The sequence below is a fragment of the Arthrobacter sp. Y3223151 genome (assembly GCF_059091125.1).
The window spans coordinates 217382-235562 of the sequence record NZ_JBNHGI010000004.1; the positions used below are offsets into that span (position 1 = coordinate 217382).

Consider the following 18181-nt stretch of genomic DNA (forward strand, 5'->3'; position numbering starts at 1 on the left):
CCGCCGCGCCTGTCAGAGCCAGGCGGTCTCGGACGGCACGCCGTCCACCCAACCCACCGGCACGCCCAGGGTGTTCACGGTCTTGGGCGAGCCGGTGTGCCTCGTTCCGGTAACCGCCAAACCGTCGGGAACCACCACCCGCTGCACGGCCTGCACCCAGCGGTCGGTGTCCTCGGCCTTTCGCCCGGCGTCCACCGCCAGCCAGACCTGGTCGGCTCCCAGTGCCGGCAGCAGCGCGAGCAGCTCCACAGGCGGCGTGAGCGCCTGGCCCAGGCCAAAGGCCACGAAGACGCTCTGTCCCCGCTCCACGCCCCGGGCGCGGGCGCCAATCGCGCTGTTGCGGTCCTGCACCGGTCGCCGGACATCGCCGGCGTGCGCGCCGGCCATCTTCACCATGTTCCCGCCGCCCGAAATCCAGTCGGCAGCCTCCGAGGGCGCACCGCTGACCGCCGGCGCCGCGGCGGCCATGGAGTTGGCGGCCTCCAAAGCTATATCGCCCTGGCCGATCACCAGCACCAGGTCCCCGGGCCCGTAGAGCGGCACCGGAACGGCCGGCTGGCGCGCCCTTTCCGCGGCGGCGGGTTGTGCCTCCACTGCCGGCGGCTGCCCATCCTCCAGGACGGCGCCAACGACGACGCCGGAGCCCGTGCCGGAGCCCGTGTGGCCGCCGGTGAGGGCCGAGCGCTGGGCAGCCGGGTCGACGGCCGCCCTGCCTGCCTGCCCGGCATGCCCGGCCTCATCGCCCCGCCCCGCCTGCCCGGCGTCATCGTCCTGCGCGGTCTGATCGTCCTGCGCGGTCTGCCCGCCCTGCTCCGCCTCGAACGCCCCGGCCGCCGCGCGCCGACCCGTCCCGGCCGTCCGGTTGACGGGTCCGGCGGCCTTCGGGGCGTCGTCGGCCCGGGCGGCGGCGGGCATGGCCAGAGCCGCCGGAGTTGCTGCTGCGACTGTCCCCGCTGCCGCTGCCCCGGCGGCCGCTGCCCCGGCCGAGTCTTCCGCAACGGGGACTGCAGCGGCGGGGGCCGCCGTGACCGGGGCTTCCAGGGCCCCTGCACCCGCCTCCGGTCCCGGCGCGGTTGCGCCGCCGGAATCTGCTGCAGCGTCCTTCGGGGGCTTTGGGTCGTTCCGCCGCCGTCCCCAGCCGGGCCTTGCCGCCGCGGCTCCGGGACGCTCCGCCTGCCGGGCAGCCTCCGGTAGCGGTTCCTCCAGTCGGGCGCCCCTGGGCAGACGGGTGGGCCGGGCCGTGTTGAGGGTCAGGTTGTCCATGATGACCGCGAACTGGTCGGTGTGGGTGGAGACGTGCAGTTCCGGCGCGTTGCCGTGCAGCCTGGATTCGGTGCGCTCGGCGTCGGCCAGCAGCGCCGCGATTCCGGCGCGGGCCTTTTGGTCCAGGGCATGCTGTCCGCGCACGGTCGAGGCCGGCAGTTCCACCGTGACCTCGTAGTGCTCGCGGGCGAAGAAGCCGCGGATGCCGCCGACCGTGACCTTCTCGGCCGCGACAATCTTCGCGTCGGGTCCGTGGTCGGCCAGGACCTTGGCCTTGAGTTCCTGGAGGGAAGCGCCCTTAAGCTGCAGCCGTCTGGCCGACACGTACTACCCCCACGGTCTCGATCTTCACGTTGGCGGAGGTGACCTCCTGGTAGGACAGTACCGGAAGTCCCCCGGCCTGCGCCGAGACGAGCCGCCGGATGGCCGGGCGCAGCGCCGGCGCGCACACGAGCACCGCGGTGAGGCCGTTGGCTTCCACTTTCTCCAGCGCATCCCGCAGCGAGGCCAGCACCGCTTCGGTCCGCTCCACCGAGAGCAGGATCTGTGTGCCGTGCTCGGACGGGCGCATGCCCTCCAGCATGGACTGCTCCAGCGTGGGATCGATCATGATAACCCGCAGCAACTGCCCGTCCAGGTACTGCGCGGTCAGGGCCGGGCCCAGCGCCTGCCGGGCGGCCTCGACCAGCCCCTCCGGGTCGGTGGACGACTTGGCCTTCAGCGCCAGCGCCTCGTAGATCCGCGGCAGGTCGTTGATCGGGATCTGCTCCGCCAGCAGCCCCTGCAGCACGCGCTGCACCTCGGCCAGCGACAGCAGCGACGGGGTGAGTTCGTCCACCGCGGACGGGTTCACCGACTTCACGCCCTCGGTCAGCACGCGCACGTCCTCACGGGTCAGCAGCCGGGCGGCGTTGGCGGAGATCAGCGAGGACAGGTGGGTGACCAGCACGGAGACCCGGTCGATCACCGTGGCTCCCGCCATCTCCGCGCTGTGCCGCATCTCCGCCGGGACCCATTTGCCGGCCAGCCCGAACACCGGCTCCACCGTGGCGATGCCCGGCAGCGATTCGAGGTTGTCCCCCAGCGCCAACACCTTGCCCGCGGGTGCCTCGCCGCGGCCGGCCTCCACGCCGGCAATCCGGATCACATAGGTGGACATCGGCAGGTCGATGCTGTCGCGGGTGCGCACCGGCGGCACCACGACGCCCAGTTCCATGGCAATCTTGCGGCGCAGCGCACGCACCCGGGCCAGCAGGTCGTCGGAGGCGCCGGAGACCAGATCCACCAGGTCCGGGGCCAGCTGGATCTCCAGCGCGTGCACCCGCATCTGTTCAATCAGGTCCTCGGTAGTCTCCGAAGCGGGAGCCGCCTGACCCGCCGCGGCGGCAGCGGCGTCGTCGTCCTTGGCTTTGGCCGCCTCCGTGGCCTTGAGCCGCTGCGCCATAAAGATCAGGAACGCGCCCACCAGGATGAACGGGACCTTGGGCATGCCCGGGATCAGGGCCAGCAGAACGGCCGCGCCGCCGGCGATCATCAGCGCCTGGCGGGACTGGGTCAGCTGGTCGGAGGCGTCGGAGCCCATTTCGGAGTCGGCATTCGATCGGGTCACGACCATGCCGGTGGACACGGCCATCAGCAGCGCCGGGATCTGCGTGACCAGGCCGTCGCCGATGGTCAGCAGGGTGTAGGTGCTGACCGCGTCGCCGATTTCCATGCCGCGCTGCAGCATGCCGATGGCGATGCCGCCGACGATGTTGATGATGATAATGATGATGCCGGCGATCGCGTCGCCCTTGACGAACTTGGACGCGCCGTCCATCGCGCCGTAGAAGTCCGCCTCGGCGGATACCGCGGCACGGCGTTCCCGGGCCTGCACGTCGGTGATCAGGCCGGCGTTCAGGTCGGCGTCGATCGCCATCTGCTTGCCCGGCATCGCGTCCAGCGTGAAGCGTGCTCCCACCTCGGCCACGCGCTCGGCGCCCTTGGTGACCACCACGAACTGGATGACCACCAGGATCAGGAATACCACCGCGCCGATGATGATCGAGCCGCCCACGGCCACGTGGCCGAAGGCCTCGATCACCTGCCCGGCGTAGCCGTCACCGAGCACCAGCCGGGTGGACGCCACGTTCAGGCCCAGCCGGAACAGCGTGGCCACCAGCAGCAGCGACGGGAACACGGAGAAGTCCAGCGGCTTCTTCACGAACATCGTGGTCAGCAGGATCACCAGCGCCAGCAGGATGTTCACGATGATCAGCACGTCCAGCAGTCCCGCCGGGATCGGCACCACCAACAGCAGGATGATGCCCACCACGCCGATCGGGACGGCGAGCTTGGAGAGGTTGCGGTTCATCAGTCACCTCCGGGTGACGGTAGGGACAAGGCTCGGCGGCCCTGCCGGGTTGAAGCGTGGGCGGCAGCGTCGGCGTCGGTCATCGCCGGCTCCGCCATGGTGTGGACGCCTGCGGCTGTACCGGCCGAGGCGCCGCGGGTTTTCAGGCTCATGACGAAGGCCAGCACGCGGGCCACGGCGTTGTAGAGTTCCAGGGGGATTTCCTGGCCGATTTCGCAGGCGCCGTGCAGCGCCCGCGCCAGCGGGACGTCGCGCACCACCGGCACGCGGGTGGTTTCGGCTTCCTCGCGGATGCGGGCGGCAATGTTGCCCGCCCCCTTGGCCACCACGCGCGGCGCGGACTTCCCCGGCTCGTACTTCAGCGCCACCGCGTAGTGGGTCGGGTTGACCAGCACGACGTCGGAGCCTCCCACCGCGGCGATCATGCGGTTGCGGCTCATCGCCAGCTGCCGCGAGCGCCGCTGCGACTTGATCAGCGGGTCGCCCTCGGAGTTCTTGTTCTCGTCGCGGACTTCCTTCTTGGTCATCCGGGTCTTCTTGCGGTTGCGCCGGATTACCACCATCACGTCCAGCGCGGCCAGCATCAGGCCGGCGATGATCGCGGTCTGCAGCAGTCCGGCGGTGCCGCCGCCCGCAGCCTGGAGCAGCGAGGTGACCGAGAGCCCGCCGGCGGTCATCAGCACCGGGACCAGCCCCTGGATCACGAAGTACAGGGCGAGCCCCACCACCACGGTCTTTAGCAGCGCCTTGGCACCCTGCCAGAGCGCTTGCATGCCGAACACCTTCTTCAGCCCGTTAACCAGGTTGAACTGCTGGGTTTCGGGTTTGAACTTCTTCCAGTGGATGCCGCCCTGCAGCGCCGCGCCCGCGATGATCACGGCGACCACGGCCAGGAACATCGGCGTGAGCGTGTACATGATGGTGCCCAGGCCGTCCTCGAGCGCCTTCACCACCAGCCCCGGGTCCGGCGACTGGATCATCCGGGTGACGGTGAACATCTGGTCGGTGCCGGCTTGGGAGGCGCGGTCGATGGTCATCGGCAGCATCACCGCGGCCGCGCCCACGCCCAGCCAGGCGGTGAGGTCCTGGGATTTGGAGAGCTGGCCCTTTTGCCGGACGTCCTTCATCCGCTTGGGGGTGGCTTGCTCTGTGCGTTCTTCGGACGTTTCCTGCGACATCTAGCCCACCCCCGTCAGGGCAGTCACGGCCTGCCCGGCCAGCGAGGAGACAATCCGGGGCAGCGCCACGAACACCACGCCGGCCAGGGTCAGGGTCAGGAAGATCTTCAGCGGGAAGCCCAGCGCAAACGCGTTCAGCGCCGGGGCCACCCGGGTGAGCAGGCCCAGGCCGGCGTCGGCCAGGAACAGCACCACCAGCAGGGGTCCGGCGATCTGCACCGCCGCCAGGAACATCTGCGTCACGCCGGTGATGATCAGTTGCACCGGCTCGGCGAGGTCCACTCCCCCGCCCAGCGGCAGCGCGGTGAAACTGCGCGCGAGCCCGCCGATGATCAGCTGGTAGCCGTCGGAGGCGAACAGCAGCGCCAGCGCGGCCATCTGGAACAGCCGGGTGAACTGGGCGCCGTTGACCATCGACTGCGGGTCGAACGCCTGCGCCATGGAGAAGCCGCCGAACAGGTCGATCAGCGTGCCCGCCGACTGCACCGCGGAGAACACCACCAGCACGAGGAATCCCAGCAGCGCGCCCACCAGGATCTCCAGCACCAGCGCGCCGAAGAACCCCGCCGTGTTCATCGGCTCGTACCCGTTGGCCACCCGCGGGGACACCGCCAGGGCCAGTCCGACGCCGAGCATCGCCTTGATGCGGGCCGGGATGGCTCCGTAGGAGAACGGCGGGGCGATCAGCAGGAAAGCCACCATGCGGACACCTGCCAGCATGGTGGCCTCGATCCATGCCTGGTCGAGCGGGATGTTCATTATCCGCCGCCGAGCAGGCCGGGGATTCTCTCGAACATTTCCCGGGTGAAGGAGACCATCTCGGAAATCATCCAGTGTCCGCAGATCAGCAGGGCCATGGCCACCGCCACGGCCTTGGGCACGAAGGAGAGCGTGATTTCCTGGATCTGCGTCATGGACTGCACCAGAGAGACGGCGAAGCCCACCACCAGCGCGGTGACCAGCACCGGGGCGGAGAGTTTGGCGGCGACCAGCAGCCCCTGCAGGCCGATGTCGAGGACGGCGTTTGTATCCACGGCTAGGTACCGTAACTTCCGACCAGGGCGGTGATGATCAGGCCCCAGCCATCCACCAGCACGAACAGGAGGATCTTGAACGGCAGCGAAATCATCACCGGCGGGAGCATCATCATGCCCATAGACATCAGCGCCGAGGCCACCACCAGGTCGATCACCAGGAACGGCACGAAGATGACAAACCCGATGATGAACGCGGCGCGCAACTCGGAAATCATGAACGCCGGGATCAGGGTCTGCAGCGGCACGGCCTCAGGGTTCTCCGGGTTGGGCAGGTCGGCGGCGCGCATCATCAGCGCCAGGTCTTCTTCGCGGGTGTGCGCCAGCATGAAGTTCTGCAGCGGAGCGGCGGCGGCACCCACCGCGTCCGTGAAGTCCGTGGTCCCCTCCATGTAGGGCTGGACGCCCAGCTCGTTCACCTGGGTCAGCACCGGCCACATGATGAACAGCGACAGGAACAGTGCCAGCCCGGCCAGCACCTGGTTGGGCGGGATGGAGGGCAGGGACAGCGCGTTGCGGGTCATCGCCAGCACCACGAAGATCTTGGTGAAGGACGTCATCATCAGCAGCAGCGCGGGGGCCACCGACAGCAGGGTGATGCCCAGCAGCGTGATGACGGCGGATGACGGCGTGCCGTTGGGTCCGTTGATTTCCACCGAGAACCCGCCGTCGCCGTCCGGCGAGCCCGGTTCGACGGGGGCCAGCGGGTCGACGGGGGGAACCGGCGCGACCGGCGACGCGAATGCCGAAGGCGCGCTCAGGATGGCGGCCGCCACGGCGAAAAGCACTGCCAGCAGTAACGCCAGTAATGCTGCGGTGGCCAGACGCGGCCAGCGGCCCGCCGTCAAGGCCATGATGCCGGTGCTTCTCAACGCGAACGGACCTGCTTCAGGGCTTCGGCGGTCTGCTTCCAGGTGGACGGCGACAGGATGGAGCCGGCCAGCGGGGAATCCGCCACCTGCTCCTGCCGGCCGGCCGGACGCGATGCCCGGCGGCCCGTGCGGACGGAACGCCGACCGCCGTCGATCGGATACAGTCCGGCCTGCCGGAGGGGGATGACGCCGCCGTCGTGGTGCGGCTCGTCGAACTCCTGCGCAACGTCAGGGTGCTCTTGAAAAGTTTGTTCGACGGGCTGCTCGGGCATAGCGGCGGCACGACGGGCCGCGCGGCGAGGGACACCGGCGTCGCCGGCGGAGAGTGTTGCCGGGCGGGCGGCGACGGCGGCATCGACGGACCCGGCTGGCGCCGCGACCGCCGCAGCGGCCTGGTCCTGGCCCGAGGCGCGGCCGGTGGCCAGCTCCAGCAGCCGGGAGAAGCTGTCGGCCGCGGTCTGCGGGGCGCGGTGGGCGGGCTCGGCCGCCTCTTCGACCGGCGCTTCGCGGCTGTCCAGCACATGCACCGCCTGGTCCGTCACGCCCAGCACGAAGCGCTGGCCGTCGGCGTCCACCACCACGACGGCGGCCTTGGGCCCGATGGTCTGGCGTTCCACCACGCGCACCAGCTTGCGGGCGCCGGTGCGCGCGCCGCGGCTGAAGCGGCGCTGCAGCACCCAGAGCAGCCCCAGCACCACGGCCAACGAGAGCGCTACCCGCACGGCAAGGACGACTGTCTCCATTTAGAGGAGTCCTTCGGGCACGTCGAGGATCTTGGTGATGCGCACGGCGTAGTCCTGGTCGACGACGACGACCTCGCCGTGGGCGATCAGGCGGCCGTTGAGCAGGACGTCGGCGGGGGCGCCGGCCGAGCGGTCCAGTTCGATTACGCCGCCGGGTTCCAGGTTCAGCACATCGCGCACGGACATCCGCGTGCGGCCGATCTCCACCGTCAGCGCCATTTCGACGTTGTTGATGCGGCCCAGCTTGGCCAAGACCGAGTCGTCGGCGCCGTGCCCGGCCGGGTTCTCGCGCAGCCGGATGGCGAACCAGCCGCCGGCCTCGCCGTCGCCGCCGGTGAGCTTGAAGACGGCGGCTTCCGGATCGGAGAACAGCGCCGCGGCGTTGCCGACGCGTGCCTCCCCCAGCACACCGGCGCCGAGCACGGAGGTGGCCGCTTCAAGCGCCGGGCGCAGCAGGTCGGCGGCAGAAACCAGCGGGGAATCCGTGCCCGCGGCGGCGGACAGCGCGGCCTGGTCGGCCACCACCAAGGCCACGTCGGCCGAGGTTCCGCCCACGAAGGACCCGACGACGGCGGAGGCCACCTGCCCGGGCAGGGGCCCGCCTTCGTCCTGCCGCACCGCGTAGAGCGGCGTGTTGGTGGGCAGCAGCCCCAGGAGCGCGTCGGCGGCAGCAGCCTGAAGGGTCTGGGTCTGTGTCATCGGGCGTTCTCCTCGGTTGTAACAATGACTCCGGCCAGGCGGTTGCCGTTGGCGCCGACGGCGGCGTGTGCCAGCCGTTCACCGTTGACGGCAACATCCAGCGGGCGGTGTTGCGGGTGCGGCAGCGGCAGCAGGTCGCCGATGGCCAGGTCGAGGACCTGGCCGGGCCGGACGCGCATGGGGGCGAACTGCAGGGCGACGTCCACCGGAATTTGCACCAACTGGGTTTCCAGCAGTTTCCGGGCGTTGGCCGGGCTGCTCATGGCGAACGAATCGCGCAGCTGGGTCAGCAGCACCTCGGCAGGGATGGCTACCGTGGCGGGCGCGGACAAGTCGCCGACCCGGATTTCAAAGGTGGCGACGATCATCAGGTCGTTGGTGGCCGCGGCCTGCGCGAACTGCGAGTTGTAATGGATCTGGTCCAGGCTGATGGGCGTGGTGAGCAGGGAACCCAGCGAATAGCGCAGGTCCTCCAGCGCGTCCTCCATCAACCGGCTGACCAGTGCCTGTTCAATTTGCGTGAACTTGCGGTCCGGATAGTCGTGGCTGCCGTTGCCGCCCAGCATGTGGTCTACCCACGTCATCGCGGCCGTGGTCGAAAACTGGATCACGGCCTTGCCGGTGATGTCATCGAGGGCGCAGAGCACCATTGCGGTACTGGCCGGCAACGAAGCCGCGTACTCGTCGTAGGTTTGCATCTGGACCTGCTCCGACGTGACCGTGCAGATCACGCGGACCTTGGCGGTCAGCTGGGTGCCCCACTGTCGGGCGAATGTTTCGAAGGCCAACTCCAGCACGCGGGAATGCTCGCGCGCCAGGGTGGTCGGCCGCCGGAAGTCATAGACTTCGACGGCTCTGGCCGGCTTTTCGGGCGCGCTAGAGTGCGCATGTTCCTGGACCGTCACAGCAGGCACTATCGGCAGCCTGGTTCGGGATGTTAGGAGTTTGGATGATGCGGGTGGGGTGCCCCGCCGCACGTCCAACTCGGCCGCGCGGTGTGAGAGGCGGGCCCTCCGTGGCGGAGGACGACCAACGCCGGCAGGCCGGTGCCGGCGGCAGGCGCTCAGTGGTCGGAGGATGCCCCGCCGGGCGCCGGCGCGTAGGTGGCGTCCGGCCCCGGGCCGCCGCTGCTGCCACCGCCGGTGACCACGTCGCGCCCGGAGCTTCCACCCGGTTCACCGGCCACGCGCTCGGCAGGTTTGTCCTCGGCGGTCTCGCCCTCGGCCGACTCGGCCTCCGCTTTTTCCGCAGCTTCGGCTTCGGCGGCCTGCTTGGCCAACTTCGCCCGTTCCGCAGCCGCCTCTTTGGCGGCGCCGGCAGGATCCTTCAATACTTCGGGGATCAGGTTGCGGATGGCCTCCGGCTGGCCGGAGAGCACAACGATGTCCACGCGGCGGTTCATGGCGAGATCTGCATCGCTCCCGCTGCTGGTCAGCGGCCTGGATTCGCCGAATCCGACGGCGGAGATGCGCTTCGAAACCACGCCGCTGTCTTCCACCAGATGGCGCAGCACGTTCACGGCACGCTCCGAGGAAAGCTCCCAGTCCAATGCGTTCGGGTCCAGGTGGCGCACCTGTGCCGTGTGGCCTTCCACCTTCAGCTCGTAGCCGACCGGCCTTAGCACCGGACCGACCACGTTCAGAATCTTGGTGGTCTGCCGGGTGAGCACCGGCGAGTCCGGCTCGAAAAACGTCTCGCTGCCAATCAGGCGAACGGTCAGGCCCCGTTCGTCAAGCTGGAAGCGGACCGCTTTCTCAAGGCCTTCTTCCTGCAACCCCTTGGTGATCTTCTCCTGGATGTTGCGCAGGTCGTTGACTTCCTTGATTGCCACGTCGAGATCGGTTTTCAGCTCACCCTCGGTGTCCTCTTCGGCGTCACCACTGGTAAACCCCTGGCCCTCCTCGTCGATGAGTTCAGACGGGACCACCACCCCTTCGGCCGTATCAACCGCCTGGGTGCGTTCCACGCCGAAACCGGTGGCCAACGAGTTGGCCAGCTTTTCAAACTTCGCCGCATCCACCGTGGACATGGCGAAGAGCACGATGAACATACACATCAGCACGGTGACCATGTCCATGTAGGAGGCCATCCACCGCTCGTCCGGGTGCTCGTCCTCTTCCGCGCCGAGCGGCCGGCGCGGGCGCCGCGACTTCATGCTGCCTTGACCGCAGGCTTGTCGTCGGACTTCCCGGGTTTGCCTTCCTTGCCCGGCTTCCCCGCACCCATTTCATGCTCCGGAACCATGGCACGCAGGCGTTCGCCCAACAAGCGCGGCTGGCTGCCAGCCTGGACGGCCAGCATGCCTTCCATCAGCAGGGTCATGCGCTCGGTTTCCAGGTCGGCCAAGCGCCTCAGCTTGCCGCCGATCGGCAGCCAGATGAAGTTGGCGGAGAGCAATCCCCACAGCGTGGCGACGAACGCCGTCGCAATCATCGGTCCGAGGGTGTCCGGGGTGGAGAGGTTTTCCAGCACGTGCGTCAGCGATACGACGGTGCCGATGATGCCGATGGTCGGGGCGTAGCCGCCCATGCCCATGAAAAACTTGGAGGATTGGCGGTCGGCGCGCGCCTTCGTGCTGATCTCGTCTTCGAGAAGGATCCGCAGTTCCTCGCCGTCGGTGCCGTCGGCGATGTTCTGCAGCGCGCGCTGCATGAACGGGTCCTTTTCCTCGGTCGCCTCTGCGTCCAGTGCCAGCAGGCCCTCGCTGCGCGCCTTTTCGGCCAGCTCGACGACTCGGTCAATGACCGTCTGGGGCTTCGCAACCTTGCCGGTGAAAGCCCGGGGCAACGCTTTAAAGGCGTGCAGGCCGTCCCTGAGGGTGGTGCTGGCCAGGCCCACGGCGATTGTTGCACCGAAGACCAGGATCATGGGAGCCGGGATGAGGAGCGCCGAGACGTGGGCGCCCTCGAGGGTGATCATGGCGTAGAGCGAGCCGAAGGCCAGCAGGAGGCCAATAAGTGTTGCGGGATCCATTTACGTATTCCTAGGGCGCAGCGGCACAGTGTTGCCGGAATCCGCGGAGTCATCTCCGGGGGCCGGGGCGGCTGGCGGCACGAGGCCGAGCTGGGGGTGACCGTGCTGGTGGACTGAAGGCGGCAGCTCACGGGCCAGGTGCAGCACGTAGGCGCGGTAGCTGGCGATCATCTCGATGACCTGGCTCATCGTCTCGGTGACGATGTACTTGGCGCCGTCAACCATCACCAAAGTGGTGTCCGGGTTGGAATGGACGCGCTCAATCAGGTCAGGGTTGACCGCAAACTGGCTGTCATTCAGCCGCGTTACTACGATCATTGGCCCCGTCCCAGGTCTCTCGAGGGCTCCGGTGAGCCGCTACCTACTACCTTCGGCCGCCAGCGCCCCGCGGTTAGCTGCCCAGGCCACTTGTCGCGCGTGTCACGCGCGGAGTGGCTGGAGTTTGGGCCTAGTACGGGGTTTTGCCGCAGCAAGACGTTCGTTCAGTGACCGTGAAGGCGGCTATCCCTGCTGTTTGGGTGGTAATTCATCCCGCACCAAGGCTGGACGGCTGGCATTGCGGGAGGGCGGCCTCATCATCACGTGGCTTGGAGTGGTTGGGGTGGGATGTGGGTTTGCCAGTAGGAGTTGCGCAGGGGTTTGCGGCGGGGGTCGATGTAGTCCGGCGGGGTGAACCAGGGGATGCCGTCGGCGACGTTAATCTCCCAGTTGCCTTGCTCGATCAGGTCGTGGTGGAGCAGGCACAGGCACACCCCGTTGTTCACGTCGGTGCGGCCGCCGGCCCACCACGGGATGATGTGGTGCGCCTCGGTCCAGAACGCGGGCATGCTGCAGCCGGGGAAGGCGCAGCCCTTGTCCCGGGCGACCAGGGCGCGGCGGATGGCGCGGTTGAAGAACCGTTGTGACCGGCCCAGATCCAGGATCTCGCCCTCGGACCCGAGGACGGCCGGGATGATTTCGGCGTCGCAGGCCATCCGGCGGACCGTGGTGGCCGAGACCGGGCCGTTGAAGACCGCGCTGCCGCCGCCGGAGAGCAGTCCGGCCAGCTGGTCGTATCCGGTGGTGACGATCACCTGGGTGCGGTGCCCGCCCGAGTCCGGAAGCCTGCCGGTGTTCAGCGCGATCCGGCAGGCCCCGACCAGGCCCGCGAGCAGCTTCTGCGCCCTGGTGCAGTCATCCATGGCCTCCACCACGGCCGGATCCACACCGGCGGAACCATCCCTGCCGGGGCGACCGGATCCGGCAGCCGCGCTGCCGGCCGCAGCGGCCCCGTCCGTCCCGCCCGCATCAGCGGCACCGGCCCCGCCCCTGCCTGCCTCAGTGGTACCGGTGCCGGTTCCGGTTCCGGTTCCGGTTCCAGGAACATCATGGTTACCGCCGCCCCTGGCCGTGCCGGCGACCGTGGTTCCGCCACCTGCGGTGCGGGACTCCCCAGCACCGGCAGGGCCCGCCTTTGCGGTGTTCGCGTTGCCGGTTGCGTCTGCTTCCCCTGTGCCTGTAGGGGTGCTGCCGCCGGCGGCGGTTTCGATGGCGTCGGGGCGGATCCGCGGGTTCGCGGCGCTGTTCATCACGGTGGCCAGGGCTTCGTACTCGGCGTCGGTGGTGTTGATGACGAACTGGTGCAGCCCGCGGCGCCGGCCGCGGTAGAACATGCCCTGCCGGGCCCGCAGTTCCTCCTCGGACGGTTCGGCACCGTCCTGGTCGACCGCGGTTTCCCACGTCCTGGCCACCATCACCAGGGTGTCCGCATCGGCGTCCACGGCCTGCCGGACCAGCGACGCTTCCATCGCCTGCAATGCCTCCGGGGTACCGGCGTGGCGGGCCCGGTCCAGGGAATCAACCACCAGGGCCGCGGCCTGGCCGCTGACCTCCCCGCCGGCCATGGCCTCGGCCAAGACCGGCAACGCCGGCGAACCCGGTTCCCCGTCCAGCCGCACCGGCGCGGTGACCGCCTTGCCGACCCGCAGCCGGCGCCGCGCCTCGACAATCCCGATCCCCAACCGGGAGCGCAGATACTCCGCAGTGTTCGCGAACTCCGTCTTGCGGCGGCGCCGCACCTGCTGCGACCCGGACCCCTCCGGGTCAGCGGCGTCCACGCCGCCGGCGCTGATCGCCGCCGCCGGGTCCGCCCACTCCCCCGCCCCCTCCGTCCCCGACCCGGCGGCACCAAGCTCTGCGCCGGGCCCCGCGGTGTCCGACGCGTCGTCACCGGCCTCTGCGCCGGCCCCGGCGCTGGCTCCGAGTCCTGCCGTCGCGTGTTCCCCGGTGGCGGCGATGTCCGCCCGCTCCACCGCGTGGGCGCCGACCGCCTGCAGGAACTCCACCAGCTTCGAAACGCCCTCGACCGCCGCCACCGTGTTGGCCAGGTCCCGGTTGCACAGGGACACCGCCTCGGCAGGAAAGCGGTCGGCGACATCCTGCAGCAGGACACACGCCTGGTCCAGAGATGCTTCGATCTCCCCGGTGCGGTCCAACGGTGCAAGAGCCATACCACAATTTTATTCGTACACACATTCGATAGCCATCAAAAGGGCCCATTGTGTAGGGATAGTGCTCCGCCACTCAAGCAACAGGTGCACCAAGGTTTGATTTCGCGGCAAAGAAAAAGCGGCCGCCTGCGAACGGTGCAGACGGCCGCTGCAGCTGCCCGGGAACGGTCGGGCAGCTGCACTTCGGTGGTGGTTAATGAGCCTTCGGTTTAGCGCTTCAGGTTGGTGAGTTCCTGCAGCACCTCGTCGGAGGTGGTGATGATGCGGGCGTTGGCCTGGAAGCCGCGCTGCGCGACGATCAGGTTAGTGAATTCCTGAGACAGGTCCACGTTCGACATTTCCAGCGAGCCGCCGGCCAGCGTTCCGAGGCCACCTGCACCGGCCGTTCCCAGCTCCACCTGGCCGGAGTTGGCCGTAACGCGGTACGAGGACGAGCCGGCCTTTTCGAGTCCTGCCGGGTTGGTAAAGTTCGCCAAGGCGACCTGGGCAACGACAGCCTGAGTTCCGTTGCTGAACGAACCCATCAGTGTCCCATCGGGCGACATGGTGAAGGACTCCAAGGAACCCGCCGCATGGCCATTCTGGCTGTCGAAGGACACCGTGCTGAGTCCGGCGTAACCGGTGATGGCAGCCAGATTGACCGGGATGCCGCCTGCCAACGAGACAGCTGAAGCCGCCGTGGGCTTGCCATCCGTTCCGAAGGTAAGGGTGGCCGTGGCAGTCCCGTCAGTCACAGTCCAGGAAGAACCGGGTTCTTTCGTGAACTTCAGCTGCAAGGTGCCCTTCGTCCCGTCTTCGGTAAAGACCTCCACGTCGCGGAACAGCTCTGTACCGTCGGCAGCATCGGAGGGCAAGTTGCCAGCCATCACCGCTGATGTCGTCTCCCTAGCGGGCGAGATGGCATCCGGGGACAGGTCGATCGCGGTCACCGGGCCACCTGTGGTCACCGCTCCGCCGTTGGCCATCCAGCCCTGCAGGATTGCCCCGTCCGGGGAGACGAGGCGCCCCATGGAGTCGAGTTCGAAGGCGCCGGCGCGGGTGTAAAGCTGTTCACCGCCCTTAGTGGTGACGAAGAAGCCGTCGCCGGAGATCATCATGTCGGTGGCCTTGCCCGTGGCCTGCGAGGAGCCCTGGGTGAAGTTGGTGGAGATGCCGGCCACCTGCACGCCGAGGCCCACCTGTGCCGGGTTGGTGCCGCCGGCCTGAGCCTGCGGGCCGCCAGCGCCCTGCGTCATCTGGGACAGGGTGTCCTGGAACTGGACGGAGGAGGCCTTGAAACCGGTGGTGTTGACGTTGGCGATGTTGTTGCCGGTGACATCAAGCATGGTCTGGTGGGAGCGGAGGCCGGAGATTCCGGAGTAGAGCGAGCGGAGCATGATCAGCGCCTTTCGGATCGTGGAACGGACGAGCAATTCAGTGATTGGGAAAATTTGGTGGCGGCGAAAGCCGGCTGAGGGGGCGGCATATCAGGCGGCGGCACCCCCAGTAGTACCGGTAGCGCTGGCCGCGGCGTTGGCGCCCGGCGCATCGGTGCCGCTGGTACCCGAGGCAGCACCGGCGTCGTTGGCACCCGAGGCGGCACCGGCGTCGTTGGTGGCTTCACCAGAACCCGACTCCTCCGGCGCGCCGGCGGCGGTAATGCCGGCGACCAGATCGAGCGGGATCTCCCGGCCGTCCACGATTACCTGCGGGACCGGCCCGGCATAGGAGACCGAGGTGGCGGTTCCCGTGACGAGGGAGCCGTCCGCGCCGTAGTAGCTGACCTCGCGGCCCACCAGCGCCGCGGCTACGCCGCGCATCTGCAGGGAGAAGTTCTCCTCGCTGGTGGTGGTCATGGTCGCGATGCTTTCCATCATGGCCAGCTGCGTGGACTGGGAGATCATCTGGTTGGTGTCCATCGGCGAGCTGGGGTCCTGGTTCTGCAGCTGGGTGACCAGCAGGTGCATGAACATCTCGCCGTCCATAGTCTGCTTCGGTGCGCGCACGGGCGGGGCGGTGTACGTCGGGGCGACTGTGCCGACGGGCGCGACTGAGTCGGTGGGCATGGTTCTCCTTGTCTCAGGCCAGCACGTCGAGGCTGGTCGATATCCCGTAGGGACGTCTCAGGGCGGATGGGTCGGTCGTGTCCGGGGCCGCGTCGGCGGAGGTTCCGGTGGTTGCGCCGGGGCGGCCGTCCTGCCCCTGCGTGCCGCCGGAGGGCCGGCCGTCGGGGCCGAACTGCATGCCGGGGCGCGCATCGTTCGGGCGGTTCTGGTTGGACAGGTCCAGGTTGGCGTTCAGGCCTGTGGCCGCAAGATCGCGCTTCAGGTCGGCCATGACTGCCCGCAAGGCGTCGCGGCCGGCGTCGTTCGGCGCGAAGAGCTCCACGCGGACGCCCTCCCCCGTCACGTGGGCGCGGACGGTGACCGGGCCCAGGTTGTCCGGGGTGACGCTGATGGTCATCACGTGCTCGCCGGGCTTGGCCTGCGCGAGGGTGAAGAGCGGGCGGGCCACCTGCGCGGTGAACGGCAGTTGCTGGTTCGGGGGGACGGGAGCAGCGGCGGGGGCGGCGGCCGGCTGGGACACCGCGACCGGCTGTCCGGCGACCGGCGCCTGAAGGCCCGGCTGCAGCGGTTCGCCCTCGCCGCGCACTGCTTTGGCCGCGGTTGTGGCGGCCGCTGCTGTGGCGGCCACACCAGTCGCTGCCCCGCCGGCAGGAGTGCCCGGCACGGATTGTCCGGGAAGCACGACGCCGGTGGTTGGCTGCGTGGGAATCGTCGCCTGGGCTGCGGGCTGGGTGGGAACCGCCGGCGCGATCTGGCCGGCCGGCTGGTCCTCCGCAGCGTCGCCTGTCCCGGATGCCGGCACCACGCCGGCGCCGGCCGCAGCGGCCGTGGCGGCTGTCCCTGCTCCGGCGGCCGGTCCGAGTGCACCCGCGGCGGTTGCGGCAGAGTTCGCCAGCGCAGATACCGGACTTCCTGCGCCCTGTTCGGCCACGTTCTCGCCGTTGACAGCGTTCGCGGCGGACGGGGCATCAGCCACGGTTGCGGCTGCCGCGGCGTGGGAAGCAGCCGGGCCAACCGGGCTGGCGACAACGGATGCTCCGGCGCCGCCTGCGGCGCCGTCGACCGAGGCGAGCCAGCCACCGGTACCGCTAAGTGCGCCGGTACCATCGGGCGCACCGGTTGCACCGACGCCAGCCGAAGTGCCCGCACCGGCGGACCGCTCGATTCCGGCGGCAGCATCGGCTGGCCCAGCGGACTGAGCCGCGTCGCCGCCCTCTTCGCTGACCGGCGTGACCGCGCTGGTCGGACCGCCGGCGGTGAGGCCTTGCCCGGCCTGGAGCGGCCAGGGCACCGGAGAACCTTCGAGACCAGCGACTGCGGCCGCCGGATCAGTGGCTTCGGTGGCGCGGGACGAACCTGTGACAGAGCCGGTGACGCCGGCGCCTGGTTGCGATGCTGCACCGCGACCGGTTTCGGCCCGGGCAGTTCCGGCTGCCGTTCCGGCCGCCCCGGCCGCCCCCGCGGCACCCCCGGCGGAGGCACCGCCGTCGTGCTTGGGGCGGTTAGCCGAAGCAGCGGAACCATGTTGCAGCGCATCCTGCATGGCGGCATCAAAGCCGGGAGAAGAGGAGCGCGCGGCAGCCGGCCCGCCGGAACGGGCGGAGGATGCAGTGGTGACGGGCAGGGAGTTCACGGGCAGGCTCATGCGGTTCGTCCCCTCGCCATGGCCGCCTGCGCGGCGGACAGCAGGTCGGTCAGCTGTCCCGCACCGCCGGAGCCCTGGCTGCCGTTCAGCATCGACGCCAGTCCGGTGTTGCCGGCCTGGCCGTTGAGCATGGCGGTGATCGCGCCGGACGTGCCGTTCTGTCCGGTGAGCATGGAGGTCAGTCCGGTGGACGTGGACAGCTGCGCGGCTGCGATCAGGTCGGTCAGCGCGGTCTGCTGGTCCGCGGTCAGCGCCGCACCGGCAGCGACGCCGGAACCGGCGCCGGCAGGCTGGACCGCGGACTCCTCGGGCAGGATGCGGCGGATGGTGGTGAGGTTGGAGTCGTTCTCCCAGGCGTCCCGGACCTTAATCGTGTCGCCGGGCTGGGGGGCGTCGATGGCCTTGCCGTTGCCCAGGTAGATGGAGACGTGCCCGCCGTCGAAACTGAAGAGCAGGTCGCCTGGCTTTGCGTCGGCCATGGAAGCCACGGGCGTGCCTTCCTTCATCTGGTCCCAGGTGACGCGCGGCAGGTCGATGCCGACGTCGCGGAAGGCGTGCTGCACGAAGGACGAGCAGTCGAGGCCGACGGATGCGTCGTTGCCGCCCCAGACGTAGGGCAGGCCCACGTACTTCTCGGTGGCCTTGATCAGCTCGGCCGCGGTCCCGGTCGCGGCGCCGGTCCCGCTCAGGGCGCCGGTTCCGACAGCGGCGCCGGCGGCGGGGGCCTGGGCTGCCGCCGTCAGCGCGTCGGCGAACGCGCTTGCCGTGGCGCCGCCGGTGCTGCTGCCCGCGGTTGCCCTGGCCGCGGCTTCCGCGGCGGGGGTGGGCTGCGCGAGCTGGGTCAGCGTGGACTGGATCTGTTGGATCCGTCCGAGGGTATCGGTCAT

Annotated in this window: 17 protein-coding genes; all 17 read right to left on the reverse strand. The window is 69.3% G+C overall.

Features of this window, described 5'->3' with window-relative positions; all coding sequences use genetic code 11:
• Positions 1 to 12 precede the first annotated feature (12 nt).
• Positions 13 to 1587: a hypothetical protein gene (locus AC5RUP_RS08435; RefSeq protein WP_494158452.1), complete on the reverse strand. Its 1575-nt coding sequence runs from the start codon at positions 1585 to 1587 to the stop codon at positions 13 to 15.
• Positions 1562 to 3616 carry a flagellar biosynthesis protein FlhA gene (flhA, locus tag AC5RUP_RS08440; protein ID WP_494154495.1) on the reverse strand — a complete coding sequence of 685 codons (2055 nt, stop codon included), beginning with the start codon at positions 3614 to 3616 and terminating at the stop codon, positions 1562 to 1564. Before flhA ends, AC5RUP_RS08435 begins: the two co-directional genes overlap by 26 nt.
• On the reverse strand, positions 3616 to 4794 hold the full coding sequence (locus AC5RUP_RS08445) for an EscU/YscU/HrcU family type III secretion system export apparatus switch protein (protein WP_494154494.1): 1179 nt from the start codon (positions 4792 to 4794) through the stop codon (positions 3616 to 3618). Before AC5RUP_RS08445 ends, flhA begins: the two co-directional genes overlap by 1 nt.
• Positions 4795 to 5553, reverse strand: coding sequence for a flagellar biosynthetic protein FliR (locus AC5RUP_RS08450; RefSeq protein ID WP_494148613.1), 759 nt, complete (start codon positions 5551 to 5553; stop codon positions 4795 to 4797).
• Positions 5553 to 5828 carry a flagellar biosynthesis protein FliQ gene (gene fliQ / locus AC5RUP_RS08455; protein ID WP_493979151.1) on the reverse strand — a complete coding sequence of 92 codons (276 nt, stop codon included), beginning with the start codon at positions 5826 to 5828 and terminating at the stop codon, positions 5553 to 5555. The genes AC5RUP_RS08450 and fliQ overlap by 1 nt, the downstream gene beginning before the upstream one ends.
• A gap of 2 nt (positions 5829 to 5830) precedes the next feature.
• Positions 5831 to 6682 carry a flagellar type III secretion system pore protein FliP gene (gene fliP, locus AC5RUP_RS08460; protein ID WP_494154493.1) on the reverse strand — a complete coding sequence of 284 codons (852 nt, stop codon included), beginning with the start codon at positions 6680 to 6682 and terminating at the stop codon, positions 5831 to 5833.
• Between the two features lie 14 nt (positions 6683 to 6696).
• The gene (locus AC5RUP_RS08465; RefSeq protein WP_494158453.1) at positions 6697 to 7443 is read right to left on the reverse strand and encodes a FliO/MopB family protein; all 747 of its coding nucleotides are present in this window, start codon (positions 7441 to 7443) and stop codon (positions 6697 to 6699) included.
• Positions 7444 to 8142, reverse strand: a complete 699-nt coding sequence (gene fliN / locus AC5RUP_RS08470; RefSeq protein WP_493979153.1) for a flagellar motor switch protein FliN — start codon at positions 8140 to 8142, stop codon at positions 7444 to 7446.
• Entirely contained in the window at positions 8139 to 9056 is a 918-nt protein-coding gene (locus tag AC5RUP_RS08475; protein WP_494067488.1) for a flagellar motor switch protein FliM, read from the reverse strand. The genes fliN and AC5RUP_RS08475 overlap by 4 nt, the downstream gene beginning before the upstream one ends.
• Before the next feature lie 149 nt (positions 9057 to 9205).
• Positions 9206 to 10297 carry an OmpA/MotB family protein gene (locus AC5RUP_RS08480; protein ID WP_494158454.1) on the reverse strand — a complete coding sequence of 364 codons (1092 nt, stop codon included), beginning with the start codon at positions 10295 to 10297 and terminating at the stop codon, positions 9206 to 9208.
• Positions 10294 to 11115, reverse strand: coding sequence for a motility protein A (locus tag AC5RUP_RS08485; protein WP_494132068.1), 822 nt, complete (start codon positions 11113 to 11115; stop codon positions 10294 to 10296). Before AC5RUP_RS08485 ends, AC5RUP_RS08480 begins: the two co-directional genes overlap by 4 nt.
• Complete coding sequence (locus tag AC5RUP_RS08490) at positions 11116 to 11433, reverse strand: flagellar FlbD family protein (RefSeq protein ID WP_493979157.1); 318 nt, start codon at positions 11431 to 11433, stop codon at positions 11116 to 11118.
• Positions 11434 to 11693: 260 nt separating this feature from the next.
• The gene (locus tag AC5RUP_RS08495) at positions 11694 to 13604 is read right to left on the reverse strand and encodes a DUF222 domain-containing protein (RefSeq protein ID WP_494158455.1); all 1911 of its coding nucleotides are present in this window, start codon (positions 13602 to 13604) and stop codon (positions 11694 to 11696) included.
• A gap of 209 nt (positions 13605 to 13813) precedes the next feature.
• Complete coding sequence (locus AC5RUP_RS08500) at positions 13814 to 14980, reverse strand: flagellar hook protein FlgE (RefSeq protein ID WP_494154935.1); 1167 nt, start codon at positions 14978 to 14980, stop codon at positions 13814 to 13816.
• A gap of 90 nt (positions 14981 to 15070) precedes the next feature.
• A complete protein-coding gene (locus AC5RUP_RS08505) occupies positions 15071 to 15649 on the reverse strand; it encodes a flagellar hook assembly protein FlgD (protein WP_494154934.1) in 579 nt (192 codons plus the stop codon).
• Between the two features lie 13 nt (positions 15650 to 15662).
• Positions 15663 to 17294: a flagellar hook-length control protein FliK gene (locus tag AC5RUP_RS08510; RefSeq protein WP_494158456.1), complete on the reverse strand. Its 1632-nt coding sequence runs from the start codon at positions 17292 to 17294 to the stop codon at positions 15663 to 15665.
• A complete protein-coding gene (locus AC5RUP_RS08515) occupies positions 17291 to 18181 on the reverse strand; it encodes a C40 family peptidase (RefSeq protein ID WP_494158457.1) in 891 nt (296 codons plus the stop codon). Before AC5RUP_RS08515 ends, AC5RUP_RS08510 begins: the two co-directional genes overlap by 4 nt.

Bases quoted from the DNA above. Each gene is read 5' to 3' on its own strand.
- flhA (WP_494154495.1), bottom strand. From the start codon at position 3,616: ATGAACCGCAACCTCTCCAAGCTCGCCGTCCCGATCGGCGTGGTGGGC.
- AC5RUP_RS08445 (WP_494154494.1), bottom strand. From the start codon at position 4,794: ATGTCGCAGGAAACGTCCGAAGAACGCACAGAGCAAGCCACCCCCAAG.
- AC5RUP_RS08450 (WP_494148613.1), bottom strand. From the start codon at position 5,553: ATGAACATCCCGCTCGACCAGGCATGGATCGAGGCCACCATGCTGGCA.
- fliP (WP_494154493.1), bottom strand. From the start codon at position 6,682: ATGGCCTTGACGGCGGGCCGCTGGCCGCGTCTGGCCACCGCAGCATTA.
- AC5RUP_RS08465 (WP_494158453.1), bottom strand. From the start codon at position 7,443: ATGGAGACAGTCGTCCTTGCCGTGCGGGTAGCGCTCTCGTTGGCCGTG.
- fliN (WP_493979153.1), bottom strand. From the start codon at position 8,142: ATGACACAGACCCAGACCCTTCAGGCTGCTGCCGCCGACGCGCTCCTG.
- AC5RUP_RS08480 (WP_494158454.1), bottom strand. From the start codon at position 10,297: ATGAAGTCGCGGCGCCCGCGCCGGCCGCTCGGCGCGGAAGAGGACGAG.
- AC5RUP_RS08485 (WP_494132068.1), bottom strand. From the start codon at position 11,115: ATGGATCCCGCAACACTTATTGGCCTCCTGCTGGCCTTCGGCTCGCTC.
- AC5RUP_RS08490 (WP_493979157.1), bottom strand. From the start codon at position 11,433: ATGATCGTAGTAACGCGGCTGAATGACAGCCAGTTTGCGGTCAACCCT.
- AC5RUP_RS08495 (WP_494158455.1), bottom strand. From the start codon at position 13,604: ATGGCTCTTGCACCGTTGGACCGCACCGGGGAGATCGAAGCATCTCTG.
- AC5RUP_RS08500 (WP_494154935.1), bottom strand. From the start codon at position 14,980: ATGCTCCGCTCGCTCTACTCCGGAATCTCCGGCCTCCGCTCCCACCAG.
- AC5RUP_RS08505 (WP_494154934.1), bottom strand. From the start codon at position 15,649: ATGCCCACCGACTCAGTCGCGCCCGTCGGCACAGTCGCCCCGACGTAC.
- AC5RUP_RS08510 (WP_494158456.1), bottom strand. From the start codon at position 17,294: ATGAGCCTGCCCGTGAACTCCCTGCCCGTCACCACTGCATCCTCCGCC.
- AC5RUP_RS08515 (WP_494158457.1), bottom strand. From the start codon at position 18,181: ATGACCGATACCCTCGGACGGATCCAACAGATCCAGTCCACGCTGACC.